Here is a 16,878-nt window from a genome sequence, read left to right as displayed (position 1 = left end):
GTCAGTCCTGCGATTGTCGTGCTTTCGATTCGGCTTCGCGCAGTTCGCGCCTGAGCACCTTGCCGATCGTCGTGAGCGGCAGCGTGTCGCGGAACTCGACGTAGGAAGGCACCTTGTAGCCGGTCAGGTGTAAACGGGCGAACTTCACGAGTTCTTCCACCGTGAGCGTATCGTCGCGACGCACGACGAATGCCTTCACGCGCTCGCCCGTCACCGGATCGGGCACGCCGACGGCCGCCACCGCGCGCACTTTCGGATGCGCGGCGAGCACTTCCTCGATCTCGTTCGGATACACGTTGAAGCCCGACACGATCATCATGTCCTTCTTGCGGTCGATGAGCCGGATGATGCCGCGCGCATCCATCACGCCGATGTCGCCGGTCGCGAGCCAGCCGTCGGCGTCGATGGCTTTCGCCGTGTCCTCGGGGCGGTTCCAGTAGGCTTTCATCACTTGCGGGCCTTGCACGCAGAGCTCGCCCGGTTCGTCGACGTTCGCCCAAGCGCCGTCCTCGCGGCGCATGCGCACGAGTGTCGACGGCACCGGCACGCCGATGCTTCCGTCGAAGTCGCTCGCGCCGTGGGCATCGAGCGGCGTCGCGGCGACGAGCGGCGAGCATTCGGTGAGGCCGTAGCCTTCCACGAGCGTCTGGCCCGTCATCGCCCGGAAGCGTTCGGCGATCACGCGCTGGGTCGCCATGCCGCCGGCCATCGCGAGCTTGAGCGCGGAGAAGTCGCGCCGGCGGAAATCGTCGTTGTCCATGAGCGCGCTGTAGAGCGTGTTGAGCGCGGTGATCGCCGTGAAATTCTCGTGACGCAGGGCGCGCATGAGTGCGCCGATATCGCGCGGATTGACGATCAGCACGTTGCGCGCGCCGATCGCGAGAAAGGCGAGCGCGTTCACGGTCAGCGAATAGATGTGATACAGCGGCAGCGGCGTGACGATGATTTCCTCGCCGTCGACGAGCTGTCCGCCCGCCCACGCGAGCGCCTGCAAGAGATTGGCGATGACGTTGCGATGCGTGAGCATCGCGCCTTTCGCGACGCCCGTGGTGCCGCCCGTGTATTGAATGAACGCGATGTCGCCGTGACCGACTCTCACCGGCTCGAACTTCTGCCGCGCGCCGCGTGCGAGCGCTTGCGACAGGCGGACCGCATCGGGCAGCGCGTAAGCGGGCACCTCCTTTTTCACATGACGCAGGAACAGATCGATCGCGCGGCCTTTCACATTGAGGCCGCCGCCGAGCAGATCGCCGAGCCCGCTCACGATAACGTTCCTCACACGCGTGCCCGGCTGCGCGTCCTGCACGGTCTTCGCGAACTTCTCGAATACGACCACCGTCTGCGCGCCGCTGTCCTTGAGTTGATGGCTCAACTCGCGCACCGTGTAGAGCGGATTCACGTTGACGACGATCGCACCTGCGAGCAGCGTGCCGAAAAGCGTGACGGGATAGACCAGCGTGTTGGGCATCATCAGCGCGACGCGATCGCCGGGCTTCACGCCGATACTTTGCAGATACGCAGCGAACGCATGCGCCTTCTCGCCGAGCGTGGCGAACGTCAGCTCGGAGCCGAGACTCACGAACGCGACGCGATCCCGAAACCGCTCGACGCACTCATCGAAGAAATGCGCCAGCGAGCGATAGCGCGAAGGATCGATCTCGCGCGCGACATCGCGCGGATACGACGCGTACCAGATGCCGTCCGTCGCGTGCGGCTTCCAGGCTGCGCGCGGCGCTGTCTGTCCCGGGCTCATGTGGTGTCTCCGTTGGCGCGTTTCGTTTTTCGTCGAAAGGCGCGCCTTATTTTTCGCTTCTGCCGCTTACCGCTCCAGTATCGCGACGACGCCCTGGCCGCCCGCCGCGCAAATCGAGATCAGTCCGCGCAACGGCTTGCCGTCGCTGCGATCGGGCGCCTTCGCGAGCATCTTCGCCAGCGTGCCGACGATACGCCCGCCCGTCGCCGCGAACGGATGTCCGGTCGCAAGCGAGCTGCCGTTCACGTTCAGGTGCGCGCGATCGATCGAGCCGAGCGGTCCGTTCAGGCCCAGCGCGATGCGGCAATATTCGTCGTCCTCCCACGCGGCGAGCGTGCAGAGCACTTGCGCGGCGAACGCTTCGTGGATTTCGTAGAAATCGAAGTCCTGCAACGCGAGCCCGGCGCGCGCGAGCATCGACGGAACCGCGTAGGCGGGCGCCATCAGCAGGCCCTCGCGCTTGTCGAAGAAGTCGACGGCGGCGGTCGCGGAAAACGTGAGGAACGCCTGCACCGGCAGTCCGCGCTCGGCCGCCCATTGCTCGGACGCGAGCAGCACCGCCGATGCGCCATCGGTGAGCGGCGTCGAGTTGCCCGCGGTGAGCGTGCCGGCATCGCGATCGAACACGGGTTTGAGCTGCGCGAGCTGATCGAGCGTCAAATCCGGACGCAGATTGTTGTCGCGCGCGAGCCCTTTGTACGGCGTCATCAGATCGTTGAAGAAACCGCGCCCATAGGCGGCCGCGAGCTTGCGATGACTTTCTTGCGCGAGTGCATCCTGCGATTCGCGCGAGATCTTCCAGCGCTTGGCCATCAGTTCGCAGTGCTCGCCCATCGAGAGGCCCGTGCGCGGCTCCGCGTTGCGCGGCAGGAGCGGCCGGAAGAACATGCCGGGCCGCAGCTTCGCGAGCGCGCCGACGCGTTGGCCCGCCGAGCGTCCGCGATTCGCTTCGAGCAGGATCTTGCGCATGCGCTCGTTCACGGCGATGGGCGCATCCGACGCCGTGTCGACGCCGCCCGCGATGCCCACGTCGATCTGCCCGAGCGCGATCTTGTTGGCAACGAGAATCGCCGTTTCGAGGCCGGTGCCGCAGGCCTGCTGCACGTCGTAGGCGGGCGTTTCCTTCGCGAGCGTGGTCGAGAGCGCCGCTTCGCGCGTCAGATTGAAATCGCGCGAATGCTTGACGACCGCGCCCGCCGCCACTTCGCCGAGACGCATGCCGTGCAAATCGAAGCGATCGACGAGACCTTGCAGCGTGAAGCTCAGCATGTCCTGATTCGACGCGCTCGCGTACGCCGTGTTCGAGCGCGCGAACGGAATCCGGTTGCTGCCGATAATGGCGACCCGCCGAACCTCGCTCATGGCAGCTCCCATTCGAAATGACCACGCAGATGCGGCCGGTCGCCCGCGAGATCGCGCACTTCGAAATCGCGCGCGGTGGGCGAGGACGCGGCGCTCCAGAGCGTCGCGTCGCCGGGCAGATAAAGCGGCGATTTGAAATCGCCGTGCGCATGTCCGGATGCGAGCGGCTTGATCGGATGCAGCGCCGCGAGCGTGCGCGCGAGCGTCCACATGCCATGCGCGATCGCGCGCGGAAAGCCGAACGCTTTCGCACTCAGCATGTGCAGGTGAATCGGATTGAAGTCGCCCGACGCCTTTGCGTAATCGCGGCCCAGCTGCGGCGGAAGCTGCCAGCGCGCTTCGCGTGCGAGCAGCGGCACGCGCGCATCCGAGGCATCGGCCATGTCTATCGAAGGTGCGGCGCTTTCGCTGCGCACGCCGCGCTTCAGATAGACGCTGTCGCCGTCCCACACGGCCTCGCCGCGCCGGTAGATGCGCGTATGCAGCGTGAACGCCTGGCCCTTCCGATGCGGCACGAGCGGACCGCACTCGACTTCGATGCGCAAGCCCTGGCCCGCCGCGAGGGGACGCCGCAGCCGCACGCTGTTCGACAGATGCACGACGCCGAGCGCGGACCACGGAAACGACGGATCGGTGAGTATCATCAGATGCAAGGGGAACGCGAGCACGTGGGGGAACGTGAGCGGCACGCCATGCTCGGGGATGAATCCGCACACGCGCGCATAGCGCCCGACCTGCTCCGCGTCGAGCCTGACGTCGGGGCGCACGAGCCTGAGCGCGGGCAACTCCGGCGAGCGAGCGCGCCGAAAGAGCGCGGGCAGCGCGCGTCCGTAGAGCTGGGCGGGCGGCGGCAAGGTATCGATGACGACGGTGCGGGCGCGCGGCATGGTCGGTGCGTGCATGCGCTCGCTCCTTACGCGCCGATCAGGCTCTGGCCGCACACGCGCACGACGTTGCCCGTGATGCCCGCGCTGCCAGGACTCGCGAGCCACGCGACGGTCTCGGCGACATCGACGGGCAAGCCGCCTTGTCCCATCGAATTGAGCCGTCTGCCGGCTTCGCGCACGCCGAACGGCATGCGCGCGGTCATGTGCGTTTCGATGAAGCCGGGCGCGACCGCGTTGATCGTGATGCCGCGCGCCCGCAGCGACGGCGCCATTGCGTGCACGCGGCCGATCACGCCGGCCTTCGAAGTCGCGTAATTGGTCTGCCCGCGATTGCCCGCGATGCCGCTGATCGACGACACCGCGACGATGCGCCCGTTTTCGCGCAACACGTTCTGCGCGAGCAGGGCGTCGTCGATGCGCGTCTGAGCCAGCAGATTGATGTCGATCACGCTGTCCCACATCTCCGGGCTCATGCGCGCGATGGTCTTGTCGCGCGTGATGCCCGCGTTGTGCACGACGATATCGATTCCGCCCGACGCGGCGAGCGCGGCGGCAATGTCGGCGGGCGCTTCGGGCGCGGCGATGTCCGCGACGAGCGCCGCATGCGCGCCGCCCGAGGGCGATGCGTCTTCGATCGACAGCATCGTCTGATCGAGCGCGTCGCGGGCAGCCTCGACATCGAGCCCGGTGACGATCGCGCCGCGCTCCGCGAGCACCGCCGCGATCGACGCGCCGATGCCGCGCGCCGCGCCCGTCACGATCGCGCGCTTGCCCGCGAGCGGCTTCGCCCAGCTTTCGGGAGCGGGCGCGGGCGCGTCGATGGTCACGACCTGGCCCGAGACATAGGCCGAGCGCGGAGAAAGGAAGAAGCGCAGCGCGGATTCGATATGCGCGCCTTCGGCCACCCGCAGCAGATTCGACGTGATGCCGTTGCGCGCTTCCTTGCCCAGCGAGCGCGTCATGCCTTCGAGCGCATGCTGGGCGGTCGCGGCCGGCACGCTCGCGCTCGTGGCGGGCGGACGCCCGATGACCACGATGCGCCCGTTCTTCGCGAGCGAGCGCAGCGCGTCGTGGAAGAAGGCGTACAGCGAATGCAGTTGAGCGCTTTCGTCGATGCCGGTTGCGTCGAAGATCAGCGCTTCGACCCGATCGCTCGTTGAAGCATCGCGAGCGCGCGGCTCGAAGCGGCCGCTCATCGCGCCGTGGCGCGCGGCGACGGGCAGCCAACCGGACGCGCTCTCGTGCGCGATGCCCGTCATGCCGATGGCGGAGAGCACGGCCATCAGGTCATCGAAGAGCGCGGGCGACGGCCCCGCGCCGATCGCTGCCATGCCGCCGAACTCGGCCCGATCCGCGCGATGGCGGCGCAAGACCTCGGGACGCGGCAGGCCGAGCGAGCGCGCGATGCTCGTGCCGAAGGGCGAGTTGACGAAGTCGAGATAGCGGTCTTTCATCGATTGGCGATCGCTCGTCGGGGCGCGCGCGGCGTGGCCTCGGGCCTGCGTGCTTCAGGCGACGCCTTCATGCGACGTTTTCCGGCCATTGCCGCTCGAGTGCCGCGCTGCGCTTTTGCAATGCTTCGAGGATACCGAAGTCTGCGGAAAAATCATCGACTTTCACCGCTTCGCGCGCATGCGCCGCCCATTCGGCCAGAAGCGCGCGCTCGCTTTCGTCGATGAAGCCGCGCGCCGCAGCCGCTTGCGCCCACGCTTGAACGTCTTGCGGGCTTTGCGGCAGCGGCTCGGATCGGCCCGCTTTGACGGCATCGCGCAGGCGCGCTTCGAGCGCGACGACGGCAGGCGTGAGCGCGAGCAGCTTTTCGCAGCGGGCGATCGGATCGGTTTCGATCGACGAAACGTGCGAGCCCGCGACGAGGCGTTCGCGCGCCGCGCCGGGCGTTTGCATCAGCATCGCGACGTCGTTGCCGAGCGCATCGCTGCTCGCTGCGTGCGGCAGGCCGAAGGGGAAGGCGAGCGCGCGCAGCAGCGCGGCGGCGGCGCGGTTCGGATAATTTGCGAGCAAGCCTTCGAACGCGGCGCTCGCCTGATGCAGCGCGTCTTCCGCGCCCCAGCGCACGAGCGGCAGGTCGCTTTCGGGGCGGCCGTCGTCCTCGAAGCGCTTGAGCGTCGCCGACAGCAGATACAACTGCGAGAGGATGTCGCCGAGCCGCGCCGACAGGCGCTCGCGGCGTTTAAGCTCGCCGCCGAGCGCGAGCATCGACACGTCGGCGAACAAAGCGAAGGCGCTCGACAGGCGCGTGGCGGCGCGGTAGTAGGGCAGAAGCCGCGCATCGGCGCGCACGGGCTTGCGCATGAGCGCGGCGCCGCCGAACGCGTACACGAGGCTGCGCATCGCGTTGGACGCTAGAAAGCTCGCGTGGCCGAAGAACGCGTCGTCGAAATCGCGCAGCGCGCGGTGCGGATCGGCGTCGCGCGTCGCGGCCATTTCCTTGAGCACATAGGGATGACAACGGATCGCGCCTTGCCCGAAGATGATGAGGCAGCGCGTCAGGATGTTCGCGCCTTCGACGGTGATCGAGATTGGCATCTGCTGATACGCGCGCGCCAGAAAGTTCGACGGCCCCATGCAGACGCCCTTGCCGGCGACGACGTCCATGCCGTCGTTGATCACCTTGCGCGCGCGTTCCGTGATGTGATACTTCGCAATCGCCGAAATGACCGACGGCTTCTCGCCGAGATCGACGGCCTGCGCGGACAGGCGGCGCGCCGCGTCCATCACGTACAGATTGCCGCCCATGCGCCCGAGCGCTTCCTGAATGCCTTCGAAACGGCCGATCGACGTGCGGAACTGGCGGCGCGCGGCGGCGTATGCGCCCGTGCCGCGCACCGCGAGCTTCGCCATGCCGACGTTCGATGAGGGCAGCGAAATCGCCCGCCCGGCGGCGAGGCATTCCATCAGCATGCGCCAGCCGTTGTCCACTTGCGCGCGTCCGCCGATGACCCATTCCATCGGGATGAACACGTCCTTGCCCCAGTTCGGGCCGTTCTGGAACACGGCGTTGAGCGGCCAATGCCGCCGTCCGATATTGACGCCGGGATGGTTCGTCGGAATCAGCGCGCAGGTGATGCCGGGCGTTGCGTCATCGCCGAGCAGATGGTCGGGATCGAGCGCGCGAAACGCGAGGCCGAGCACGGTCGCGATCGGCCCGAGCGTGATGTAGCGCTTCTCCCATGTGACGCGAAAGCCGAGCGTCTCGCGGCCCTCGTGCATGCCGCGGCATACGATGCCGACATCCGGAATCGCGGCCGCATCCGATCCCGCGTAGGGACTGGTGAGCGCGAAGCACGGAATTTCGTCGCCGCGCGCGAGACGCGGCAGATAGTGGTTCTTTTGTTCCTCGGTGCCGTAATGGAGCAGCAGTTCGGCGGGGCCGAGCGAATTCGGCACCATCACCGATACGGCCGCCGCCGACGAATGCGTCGCGAGCTTCATGATCACCTGCGAGTGCGCATATGCGGAGAACGCCTTTCCGCCGTAGCGCTTCGGAATGATCATGCCGAGAAAGCCCTGTTCCTTAATGTAGGCCCACGCCTGCGGCGAGAGGTCCTGCCAGATCGCGGTCGTGTCCCAGTCGTTCGACATCTCGCACAGGCGCGCACATTCGATGTCGATAAAGCTTTGCTCTTCCGGCGTCAGCTTCGGTGCGCCGTGTTCCAGCAGGTCGTCCCATCGCGGTCGCCCGGAAAACAGTTCGGCGTCCCACCAGACGGTGCCCGCTTCGATGGCGTCGCGCTCCGTCGACGACATCTCGGGCAGGATCTTGCGGAACGCGGCGAGCACGCGGTGGCTGACGATCGCGCGGCGCAGCGGTTTGATGGCAAGCATGAGCGCTGGAAGTACGAAGACGATCGCGAGCAGCGTGACACCGACCGTGCCCGTCACGCCGACGAGCGGGCCGAGGGCTACCCATATCGCCAGCCCGACGAACCAGACCAGCGCGGGCGCTTGCATAAAGGCGAGCGCGCCGGCGAGGAGGACGAAGGCGATGACATAGAGCGCGGGCATCACGGGTCTCCAGATTTTTCAGAGTGGGAAGCACGCTTCATGCCACTACGCCGAGTTCGCGTCGTCGTGACGAGTCGAAACTAAGCGTTCACTCTAGTCTCGTCCGGATTAGGACGCATCCACTTCAAGCCCACTATCCGGGAGGCTATTCTTTTGCCTCAGTTCAAGACCGACAAAATCGAATGATTTGTTCGAACGACTAAACAACTGAAGGAGAACAGTTGTCGATGCCCCGCCGAAGCGGGGCGTCAAAGGGCGCTGTGGATGAATCTTGCAGGATGAGCCACAGCAGGTCACAACGCCGGGCTCTTGTTGTGACCACCTGCCACGCGCATGGTGGCCGCAGGAGCATATTCATATATGGAGACGCGGGATCACTTAGTCAGGCTAAACATAGGCGCCATACCAGAAGAACTCAATATTTCGGATTGGGTTCTTCTCACGGGCGACCTGCTCTACATGCTGCTCCGTTCCGACGGGAAAGTGAGCTATGTGTACGTTCCGCTGGAGCTGGAGACGGTCATGAGCATATCGAAGTCGAGCGAATGCAATAAATATGGCGTGTATCGAGATATCAGAGGCGAACCGACGCAACTGGCGATGTATCTGGCGCTGGTTTTTCTGGACCGCAATGTGCCCGCGTCGGCCATCAGGCGCGAACTCGGAATGGCCGAAGCAAGGATGGACTGGTTGCTCGGCGTCTGGCATTGCGTGTCCGGAATCATCGATCGAAACAACCGATTGGAAATGATTCGTCTGCTCGCGTCGATGGACATGGATGACGGCTCATGCGATGGATGTCGATCCCCCGCTCGCTAGCGCGGAGCCGGGATCAGTAGGAAATGTCGTGAGCGCGTTGTCGGACCCGCTCGCGACGATCACCGAACTACAGAACTGCTCCTGTAGGCAGCAATCACCTGCCCTGAAATAAGGGCAACAGGAGAATAAGTGTTCCTAAACAAATGTGTTTACCCAGTGGAGCTAAAAATCAACTTGCTGTTTCGGGACGTGGAGGATCGATCAAAGCTACATCTACGACAACATGTCTTACGTGCTCGGCAACGAGGACGACGGCTATGCTTATCGCTCCAGGTTGCTGGACGGGGCAGCGCTCGAGAAGGTGCACAAAGATATTCGCGTGATCGAGGTATCGCCGAACCGCGCCGGCGGACGGATCGAGCCCGAACGCAAGTTTCAGGCGCTGGCGCTGTTGCAGAATGGCGCGTCGGTGGCAGCGGTTCCGCGCGGCCTGGACGTGTCGGCGGCGACCGTTTATCGGTATCGAAAGGGACTGCAAGGCGTCGTTGCGCTGCGCCCGCGGCACACGAACTCCCTGCTGCGGATGCTGGCCTTTCCGGCACCCCCGCGTGACTGATTGCGGCGGCAGTTTCCATCGGGCACGGCTATCCCGTCGCGCCCGCTTCCTGCGCGGAACGCGTCATATCGACGCCTCTTCGCTCGTGACTGAAGAAGATCAGCGCTGCGATCACCACGGCGACGACCCCCGCGACGATCGCCATCGCCATGCCGTAGTTGTTGCCGTGCGACGCAGCGAGCGACGCCTGCATCGTCGCGTTCACCGCCGCGAGCAAGTTGCCGAGTTGATATACGAGGCCGGGGAAGGTCGCGCGAATTTCATCGGGCGAGATTTCGTTCAAATGGACCGGAATCACGCCCCACGCGCCTTGCACCGAGATCTGCATGAGGAACGCGCCGAGCGCGAGCATGACGGGCGTCGTCGAGAACGCCCACAGATACAGCACCGGCAACGCGATCAACGAAGCGATGAAAATCGTCACGCGTCTGCCGATCCTCTCCGACAGCGCCCCAAAGAACAGCCCGCCGACGATCGCGCCGATATTGAGCGTGATCGTGATGAGCGACACGGTATGCGGATCGAAATGATGCTGCTCGCGCAAGAAGGTGGGATAGAGATCCTGCGTCCCGTGCGAGAAGAAGTTGAACGCGGTCATCAGCACGATTGCGTAGACCGAGAGGGTCCAGTTCCGTTTGAGCGTGGCGATGAGGCCGGGGCGCGGGCGCTTTTCCATCGCGCGCCACGCCGGCGATTCGGGCACGTGCGCGCGCACGTACATCACGAGCAGGGCGGGTGCGACGCCGATGAAGAACATCCCGCGCCACCCGACGAGCGGATACACCACGCCAAACGCGATCGACGCAAGCAGATAGCCGCTCGGATAGCCCGCCTGCAAAAGCCCCGACACGACGCCGCGCGCCGCGGTCGGCACGGTTTCCATCGTCAGGGCCGAGCCGACGCCCCATTCGCCGCCCATCGCGATGCCGAAAAGTGCGCGCAGGATGAGCAGCGTCGTGAGATTCGGAGAAAGACCGGAAAGCAGCTCGAGCAGCGAATAGCACGCGATGTTGATCATCAGCGTGGGACGGCGGCCGAATTTGTCGGCGAGCCGGCCGAAGATCAGGGCGCCCAGCGGACGCATCGCCAGCGTGAGCGTGATCGCGAACGCGACGTCGGGGATTTTCGTATTGAATTCGGCGGCGATATCCTTCAATACGAAGACCATCAGAAAGAAATCGAATGCGTCGAGTGTCCAGCCCAGATAGGCGGCAATCGTCACGTTTCTCTGTTCGCGCGTCCAACTCATTGCCGGAATCTCCGATTTTGTTTAATCGACTGGCGAGCGTTGCTCAGGCAAGTCAGCAATTACCGAACCGGCCGCAGGCGCGCGCGGGGCGGGCGTGCGCGGGTCCGGTCGCACGAGTGTACGCCGCGGATTAATCGGCTGCTTAAGTGAGCGTGGGAAAGTTGAACCGGAGAATACGGATCGGATTCATTTCCAATTCGACGTGCAGATAATCGAATAAAAAATGAAAGATAATCGAATCGAAAATGAAGGCGAAAAACAAAAATCCCACGACGATGCGTGGGATTTTGCATGCGATGCGCTTAGAGAAGCGTCTCGCGAAAGAGGGACCTTGGTGCCCAGGAGAGGACTCGAACCTCCACGGTGTTGCCACCGCTAGGACCTGAACCTAGTGCGTCTACCAATTCCGCCACCTGGGCAGGGTGCGTGTTACTGCAATTCGCTGCAATCCGTTATTGCGTCAGCAGCAGAGAACGCAATTATAGCGCCCCAGACACGCCTGTCAAGCATTTCGATGCGATAGGCGTCACGACGCGCCAGCCGCGCCGTATCGGCTTGGCAGCCCCATAGGGCTTAAAGGACGGGTGTTAGAATGGCCCGCAACGATGTCCGCATTATTTGGTTGCAAAGCACCGCAAAAGTCCCGTCCAACGAGAAAAATCACGACTACGCCCTTGAGCAAATATCCGTATCCGATTCCGAGCCGCGAAGAAATTCTCGGCGTGTTGCGCACGAGCGAGACACCGCATGCCGCGAACGACATCGCCGAGGCGCTGTCGATCAAGCGCCAGGAGCGCGAAGGATTTTTCAAGCGACTGGCGGCAATGGAACGCGACGGGCAAATCCGCCTGGACAAGCGCGGTCACTATCAACTTACGCATCCGTCGAATTTCGTGGCGGGGCGCGTGCAGGGACATCGCGACGGCTTCGGCTTCCTGATCCGCGACGACGGTCAAGACGATCTCTTCCTGCCCAACGGCGAAATGCAGAAGGTCATGCACAACGATCGCGTGCTCGCGCGCATCGTCGGTTATGACCGGCGCGGGCGGCCGGAAGGGCATATCGTCGAGGTCACGGATCGCGCCAACAAACGCATCATCGGCCGCCTCGTCAACGAGAACGGCGCGCTCATTCTCGTGCCGGAAGACAAGCGCATCGGTCACGACATCCTCATCACGCAGAATCCGAAGAAGGCGAAGGTCGGCCAGGTGGTGTCCGTCGATCTGACGGATTTCCCGAGCCGTCATTCGCAACCGCTCGGGCGCGTGGCCGAAGTGATCGGCGATATCGACGATCCCGGCATGGAGATCGAGATCGCGGTGCGCAAATACGGCGTGCCGCACGAGTTCAGCGACGCCGCGCTGAGCTCGGCCGCCAAGCTGCCCGACGAAGTGCGTCCGGTGGATATCCGCCATCGCGTCGATCTGCGCGACGTGCCGCTCGTCACGATCGACGGCGAGGATGCGCGCGACTTCGACGACGCCGTCTATTGCGAGCCGGTCGCGGTTGGACGCGGTCAAGGCTTTCGCCTGCTGGTCGCGATCGCGGACGTGTCGCATTATGTGCGGCCCGGCGAGCCGCTCGATGTCGATGCGCTCGATCGCAGCACGTCGGTGTACTTTCCGCGCCGCGTGATTCCGATGCTGCCGGAAAAGCTGTCGAACGGTCTGTGTTCGCTGAATCCGGATGTCGACCGCTGCGTGCTCGTGTGCGACATGGTCATCACGGCGCGCGGCGAAATCAAGGCGTATCAGTTCTATCCGGGCGTGATGCATTCGGCGGCGCGTCTCACGTACACCGAAGTCGCGGCCGTGCTCACCAACACGAAGGGCCCGGAAGCGGCGAAGCGCGCCGATATCCTGCCGCAGTTGCAGGACCTCTACGGCGTGTACAAGTCGCTGCATGCCGCGCGTCAGAAACGCGGTGCGATCGATTTCGATACGACCGAGACTTATATCGTCGTGAACTCGCAGGGCAAGATCGAGCAGATCGTGCCGCGTCATCGCAACGACGCGCATCGGCTGATCGAGGAATGCATGCTGGCCGCGAACGTCTGCGCGGCGGACTTCTTGAAGCGCAACAAGCATCCGGGTCTGTATCGCGTGCATGCGGGTCCGACCGAAGAGAAGCTCGAGAATCTGCGCACGTTCCTGCGCGGCGTCGGCCTGACGCTCACGGGCGGCGCGAAGCCGCACGCGAGCGATTACGCCGCGCTGATCGCGCAGATCCGCGACCGGCCCGATGCGCAGATGCTGCAATCGATGGTGCTGCGCTCGATGCAGCAAGCCGTATACAGCCCGGACAACATCGGCCATTTCGGACTCGCGTACGAGGCGTACGCGCACTTCACGAGCCCGATTCGACGCTATCCCGACCTGCTCACGCATCGCGCGATTTACGCGATTCTGCAGGGCAAGAAGTATCTGCCGGACATCGGTCACGATGTGTCGCTGAGTACGGGCCTCACCAAAGCCGCGCGCGAGCTGCAAAAAGCCGACGACACCGCTCGGGGCCGCGCGCGCAACAGCGTCGCGATCTGGGAAGAGCTGGGCCTGCATTGTTCGTCGAACGAACGCCGCGCCGATGAAGCCTCGCGCGACGTCGAAGCGTGGCTCAAGTGCTACTTCATGCGCGACAAGCTCGGCGAGGAATACGGCGGCATGGTGAACGGCGTGACGTCGTTCGGCATCTTCGTGCAGCTGGATTCGCTTTTCATCGAAGGTCTCGTGCACGTGACCGAGCTCGGCTCGGATTATTTCCAGTACGACGAAATCAAGAACGAACTGCGCGGCGAGCGTACGGGCATCCGCTACCGGATGTCGGATCGCGTGCGCGTGCAGGTGAGCCGCGTCGATCTCGATGCGCGCAAGATCGATTTCCGGCTCGTCCGCGATACGCCGGTGAAGCCGCCGTCGCCGCGTCCGTCGACGGGTACGGCCGATACGGCGAGCGCCGGCAATGGCGCGGCGGGACCGCGTATCCGCGCGTTCAGCGACGACGACGCGCCGAACACGCGCGCCCGCGGCGGCACGAAGAAGGGCCCGCCGCCATCGGCAAATCCGCGCGGCGGGGCGGCGAAGAAACGCGGGGCGGCGTCGAAGTCGGCGCCGCAGGGGCGGCCGGCGCGCAAGAAGCGTTAAGGCAGCACGGTAACACTGCCGCCATCGAATACGCGCGGTCCGAAGCTTCGTGCATCGGACCGCGTCGTGCTTTTCAAGATTTCAAAGGTTCGAATCAGTCATGTCACGTCTCAAGGTTCTATACGGATTTCACGCAGTGACCGCACGATTGCGCGCGGATGCATCCTCGATCGAGGAGGTGCTGTACGACCCCACTCGCAAGGATCGGCGCATGCAGGACTTTCTGCGGACCGCGAAGGAAGCGGGTGTGCGACTGATCGCGGCGGACGAATCGCGCCTGTGGGGGCTCGCGGGGAACATTCAGCATCAGGGCATCGTCGCGCGCGCGAACGATCTGCCGCTCGCGCAGAACCTGGCCGAACTGCTCGATGGCATCTCGGGCACGCCGTTACTGCTGGTGCTCGACGGCGTCACCGATCCGCATAACCTCGGCGCGTGCCTGCGCGTCGCGGATGCGGCCGGCGCGCATGCGGTGATCGCGCCGCGCGATCGCTCCGCCGGGTTGAATGCAACGGCGGCGAAGGTGGCGAGCGGGGCGGCGGAGAGCGTGCCGTATATCACCGTGACGAATCTGGCGCGGGCGCTGCGCGAACTCAAGGATGCGGGCGTGTGGGTTATCGGAACGGCAGGCGAGGCCACGGCTTCTCTCTATGAGACGAAGCTGGATGGTCCGGTGGCTATCGTCGTCGGCGCGGAAGGCGAGGGCATGCGCAGGCTCACGCGCGAGACGTGCGACGAGGTGATGAATATCCCGATGGCGGGGACGGTCGAGAGTTTGAATGTGTCGGTGGCGAGCGGGGTTTGTTTGTTCGAGGCGGTTAGGCAGAGGGGGGTGAAGAAGTAACCGTAATCGGCATCGAACAACATTTATGGCGTTGAATCGACTTAGCGATCTGCTCGTCGCCGAGAGTGTGTACACGCGCGAGCAGCTAAAAGATGTCCTCCAAACTCAGGACGCGACGATCAATACGGGCGTATTCCGTCCCGCGGGTTTCGATTCGGTCCTGTTGTTCGTGACGGAGACGAAAACGCCGGACCGCGTTCAGTATGTCGATAAGCTCGAAGGCGACATCCTGCACTGGCAGGGGCAGAACGCTGGTCGTACCGACTCGTTGATCGTCGAACATCGGGCGCGTGGATTAGAACTTTTGCTGTTCTATCGCACGAAAAAGTATGAGCACCCGGGCGCCGGATTCAAGTACGAAGGTCCGTTCGAATACGTCTCGCATCGAGGCTCGTTGCCTGCGAGCTACACGTTGCGGCGAGCAGGAGAGACGTTCGCCCAGGTCGAACTCAGGGCCGAATCCGAGGCTGAAGCGCAAGTCGAAGCAAGCGGCGCGTTCGATCCTTCGAATATCGAAGATGCGCGCAAGAAGACATTCGCCGCGATCGTCATGCGTCAAGGCCAACCCGCCTTCCGCAAAAAACTGCTAAACGCGTACGAGCGTCGTTGCGCCCTCACGAACTGTGCGGTCGAAGCCGTTCTCGAAGCCGCACACATATGCGGCTACATGGGCCCGGACACCAACGACGTCCGAAACGGACTTCTGCTGCGCGCCGACCTGCACACGCTCTACGACCGCATGTTGATCACGATCGATCCGGCGACTCACGAAGTGTCGGTCGCTCCAGAACTGCGAGACAGCGAATACGCTTCGCTCGAAGGACGTTCGCTCCGCTTGCCGAGGCGTCCTGAGCAACAACCAAGTCGCGAAGCGCTGCAGATTCACTGGATGCACGTGCGATCGATCCGGGAAAAGCAATCGTGATGGGCATGAGAAAAGCGCTCGGCCTGGCCGCATCGATAGCGGTGTGCATCCTCACCGCCTGCACCACGACCCAAATCGATCGCGGCACCTACATCGCCGACACGCGACACCACGCCAAAAACGCCGACTCCCGCATCCGTTTCCTCGTGATGCACTACACGGAGATCGACGAGGCCGGATCGCTCGCGGTGCTCACCGGCGATCAGGTCAGCGTGCACTACGTGGTCCCGGACGCTCCGCGCATCGAAAACGGCGAGCCTGTCATCTATCAACTCGTGCCCGAGAACAAGCGCGCCTGGCACGCGGGCACGAGCTCATGGCAAGGCGCGACGGAGTTGAACGCGTCCTCGATCGGCATCGAGAACGTAAACCTCGGGCCTATCGGTGAACAAAGCGGCGAAGGCGGCGAGAATAAATGGCAACCCTATCCGCCCGCCCAAATCGACGCCCTCATCAAACTCTCGCGCGATATCGTCGCGCGCTACGACATCCCGCCGACGCGCGTCGTCGGCCACAGCGACATCGCGCCGCAACGCAAGATCGACCCGGGCCCGCTTTTCCCGTGGCACGCGCTGTACGATGCCGGCGTGGGCGCATGGCCCGACGACGCGACCGTCGCCGCACATCTCGTCGGACGCGATCCCAAAGCCTCGAGCGACGTGCGCGCGCTGCAGGAAAAGCTGAGGCGCTACGGTTACGACATCGCGACCGACGGCGTGCTGGATGACAAAACGCGCCGCGTCTTCAGCGCGTTCCAGATGCACTTCCGCCCGTCGGACTACGCGGGCAACGCGGACGCCGAAAGCGACGCCATCGCCCAGGCCTTGCTCGACAAGTACTTCGCCAACTGAAAAGGAGCGCACGATGGGCGATTATTTTCTGCCGCTGCGCGCGGTCCACATGACCTGCGCGGGGCTGTCCATCGCCGGCTTCGTGCTGCGCTGGATCTGGATGCTGACGAATTCGCGGCTTCTGACCGCGCGCACGACGAAAATCCTGCCGCATATCGTCGATACGCTGTTGCTCGCGAGCGCCATCGGGCTGGTCGCGATCATCGGCTTCTCCGCGAACGCCGCGTGGCTCGGCGCGAAAATCGCGGGCCTCGTCGTCTATATCGTGCTCGGCACGTTCGCGCTGAAGCGCGGCCGCACGAAGGGCGCGCGGACCGTTTTCGGCGTGCTGGCGATCGTCGTGTTCGCGTTCATCGCGTCGGTCGCGCGCACGCACGATCCGCTCGGCTTCCTGCACGGGATTGCATGATCGGCGGATGCGCCTCGCGCGCTCCGATAAAATCTCAATTTTCTCCGATAAGCAGCA

The 16,878-nt window shown here is 64.3% G+C and carries 13 protein-coding genes and 1 tRNA gene; 7 read left to right on the top strand and 7 right to left on the bottom strand.

Features of this window, described 5'->3' with window-relative positions; all coding sequences use genetic code 11:
• Position 1: 1 nt before the first annotated feature.
• The 5 genes from NCS28_RS08075 to NCS28_RS08055 all read right to left on the bottom strand — a co-directional run bounded on the left by NCS28_RS08075 (position 2) and on the right by NCS28_RS08055 (position 8,028).
• Positions 2-1,753 carry an AMP-binding protein gene (locus NCS28_RS08075; RefSeq protein ID WP_250513332.1) on the bottom strand — a complete coding sequence of 584 codons (1,752 nt, stop codon included), beginning with the start codon at positions 1,751-1,753 and terminating at the stop codon, positions 2-4.
• 66 nt (positions 1,754-1,819) lie between these two features.
• Complete coding sequence (locus tag NCS28_RS08070) at positions 1,820-3,115, bottom strand: acetyl-CoA C-acetyltransferase (RefSeq protein WP_250513331.1); 1,296 nt, start codon at positions 3,113-3,115, stop codon at positions 1,820-1,822.
• Positions 3,112-4,017 (bottom strand): MaoC family dehydratase, encoded by a 906-nt coding sequence (locus NCS28_RS08065; RefSeq protein WP_250513330.1) that lies wholly within the window; start codon positions 4,015-4,017, stop codon positions 3,112-3,114. Before NCS28_RS08065 ends, NCS28_RS08070 begins: the two co-directional genes overlap by 4 nt.
• 11 nt (positions 4,018-4,028) lie before the next feature.
• Positions 4,029-5,456 (bottom strand): 3-oxoacyl-ACP reductase, encoded by a 1,428-nt coding sequence (locus NCS28_RS08060; protein ID WP_250513329.1) that lies wholly within the window; start codon positions 5,454-5,456, stop codon positions 4,029-4,031.
• 67 nt (positions 5,457-5,523) lie between these two features.
• Positions 5,524-8,028 (bottom strand): acyl-CoA dehydrogenase, encoded by a 2,505-nt coding sequence (locus NCS28_RS08055; RefSeq protein WP_250513328.1) that lies wholly within the window; start codon positions 8,026-8,028, stop codon positions 5,524-5,526.
• Positions 8,029-8,388: 360 nt separating this feature from the next.
• On the opposite strand from NCS28_RS08055, the gene NCS28_RS08050 reads away from it, so the two are divergent.
• Together NCS28_RS08050 and NCS28_RS08045 are read left to right on the top strand one after the other, a co-directional pair.
• Positions 8,389-8,847, top strand: a complete 459-nt coding sequence (locus tag NCS28_RS08050; protein ID WP_250513327.1) for a hypothetical protein — start codon at positions 8,389-8,391, stop codon at positions 8,845-8,847.
• 223 nt (positions 8,848-9,070) lie between these two features.
• The gene (locus tag NCS28_RS08045) at positions 9,071-9,403 is read left to right on the top strand and encodes a helix-turn-helix domain-containing protein (protein WP_250513326.1); all 333 of its coding nucleotides are present in this window, start codon (positions 9,071-9,073) and stop codon (positions 9,401-9,403) included.
• 28 nt (positions 9,404-9,431) lie between these two features.
• On the opposite strand, the gene NCS28_RS08040 is transcribed toward NCS28_RS08045, so the two are convergent.
• A complete protein-coding gene (locus NCS28_RS08040; RefSeq protein WP_250513325.1) occupies positions 9,432-10,652 on the bottom strand; it encodes an MFS transporter in 1,221 nt (406 codons plus the stop codon).
• Positions 10,653-10,984: 332 nt separating this feature from the next.
• A tRNA-Leu gene (locus NCS28_RS08035) sits at positions 10,985-11,071 on the bottom strand.
• A 186-nt stretch (positions 11,072-11,257) separates the two neighbouring features.
• On the opposite strand from NCS28_RS08035, the gene rnr reads away from it, so the two are divergent.
• The 5 genes from rnr (at position 11,258) to NCS28_RS08010 (ending at position 16,821) form a co-directional block, all read left to right on the top strand.
• Positions 11,258-13,792, top strand: coding sequence for a ribonuclease R (gene rnr, locus NCS28_RS08030; protein ID WP_502801168.1), 2,535 nt, complete (start codon positions 11,258-11,260; stop codon positions 13,790-13,792).
• A 100-nt stretch (positions 13,793-13,892) separates the two neighbouring features.
• Positions 13,893-14,636, top strand: a complete 744-nt coding sequence (rlmB, locus tag NCS28_RS08025) for a 23S rRNA (guanosine(2251)-2'-O)-methyltransferase RlmB (RefSeq protein WP_250513323.1) — start codon at positions 13,893-13,895, stop codon at positions 14,634-14,636.
• Between the two features lie 25 nt (positions 14,637-14,661).
• Positions 14,662-15,561: an HNH endonuclease gene (locus NCS28_RS08020; protein ID WP_250513322.1), complete on the top strand. Its 900-nt coding sequence runs from the start codon at positions 14,662-14,664 to the stop codon at positions 15,559-15,561.
• Between the two features lie 5 nt (positions 15,562-15,566).
• The gene (locus NCS28_RS08015) at positions 15,567-16,412 is read left to right on the top strand and encodes an N-acetylmuramoyl-L-alanine amidase (RefSeq protein ID WP_250513321.1); all 846 of its coding nucleotides are present in this window, start codon (positions 15,567-15,569) and stop codon (positions 16,410-16,412) included.
• Positions 16,413-16,425: 13 nt separating this feature from the next.
• Positions 16,426-16,821: a SirB2 family protein gene (locus NCS28_RS08010; protein WP_250513320.1), complete on the top strand. Its 396-nt coding sequence runs from the start codon at positions 16,426-16,428 to the stop codon at positions 16,819-16,821.
• Positions 16,822-16,878: the final 57 nt, after the last annotated feature.

This window comes from Caballeronia sp. INDeC2 (genome assembly GCF_023631325.1).
GTDB lineage: Bacteria > Pseudomonadota > Gammaproteobacteria > Burkholderiales > Burkholderiaceae > Caballeronia.
The sequence above is the reverse complement of the archived record's forward strand: the minus strand, read 5'-3'. Positions and strand labels throughout refer to the sequence as shown.

Coding starts and splice junctions, on each gene's coding strand:
- NCS28_RS08075 (WP_250513332.1), bottom strand. CDS start 1,753: ATGAGCCCGGGACAGACAGCGCCGCGCGCAGCCTGGAAGCCGCACGCG.
- NCS28_RS08070 (WP_250513331.1), bottom strand. CDS start 3,115: ATGAGCGAGGTTCGGCGGGTCGCCATTATCGGCAGCAACCGGATTCCG.
- NCS28_RS08065 (WP_250513330.1), bottom strand. CDS start 4,017: ATGCACGCACCGACCATGCCGCGCGCCCGCACCGTCGTCATCGATACC.
- NCS28_RS08060 (WP_250513329.1), bottom strand. CDS start 5,456: ATGAAAGACCGCTATCTCGACTTCGTCAACTCGCCCTTCGGCACGAGC.
- NCS28_RS08055 (WP_250513328.1), bottom strand. CDS start 8,028: ATGCCCGCGCTCTATGTCATCGCCTTCGTCCTCCTCGCCGGCGCGCTC.
- NCS28_RS08050 (WP_250513327.1), top strand. CDS start 8,389: ATGGAGACGCGGGATCACTTAGTCAGGCTAAACATAGGCGCCATACCA.
- NCS28_RS08045 (WP_250513326.1), top strand. CDS start 9,071: ATGTCTTACGTGCTCGGCAACGAGGACGACGGCTATGCTTATCGCTCC.
- NCS28_RS08040 (WP_250513325.1), bottom strand. CDS start 10,652: ATGAGTTGGACGCGCGAACAGAGAAACGTGACGATTGCCGCCTATCTG.
- rnr (WP_502801168.1), top strand. CDS start 11,258: ATGTCCGCATTATTTGGTTGCAAAGCACCGCAAAAGTCCCGTCCAACG.
- rlmB (WP_250513323.1), top strand. CDS start 13,893: ATGTCACGTCTCAAGGTTCTATACGGATTTCACGCAGTGACCGCACGA.
- NCS28_RS08020 (WP_250513322.1), top strand. CDS start 14,662: ATGGCGTTGAATCGACTTAGCGATCTGCTCGTCGCCGAGAGTGTGTAC.
- NCS28_RS08015 (WP_250513321.1), top strand. CDS start 15,567: ATGAGAAAAGCGCTCGGCCTGGCCGCATCGATAGCGGTGTGCATCCTC.
- NCS28_RS08010 (WP_250513320.1), top strand. CDS start 16,426: ATGGGCGATTATTTTCTGCCGCTGCGCGCGGTCCACATGACCTGCGCG.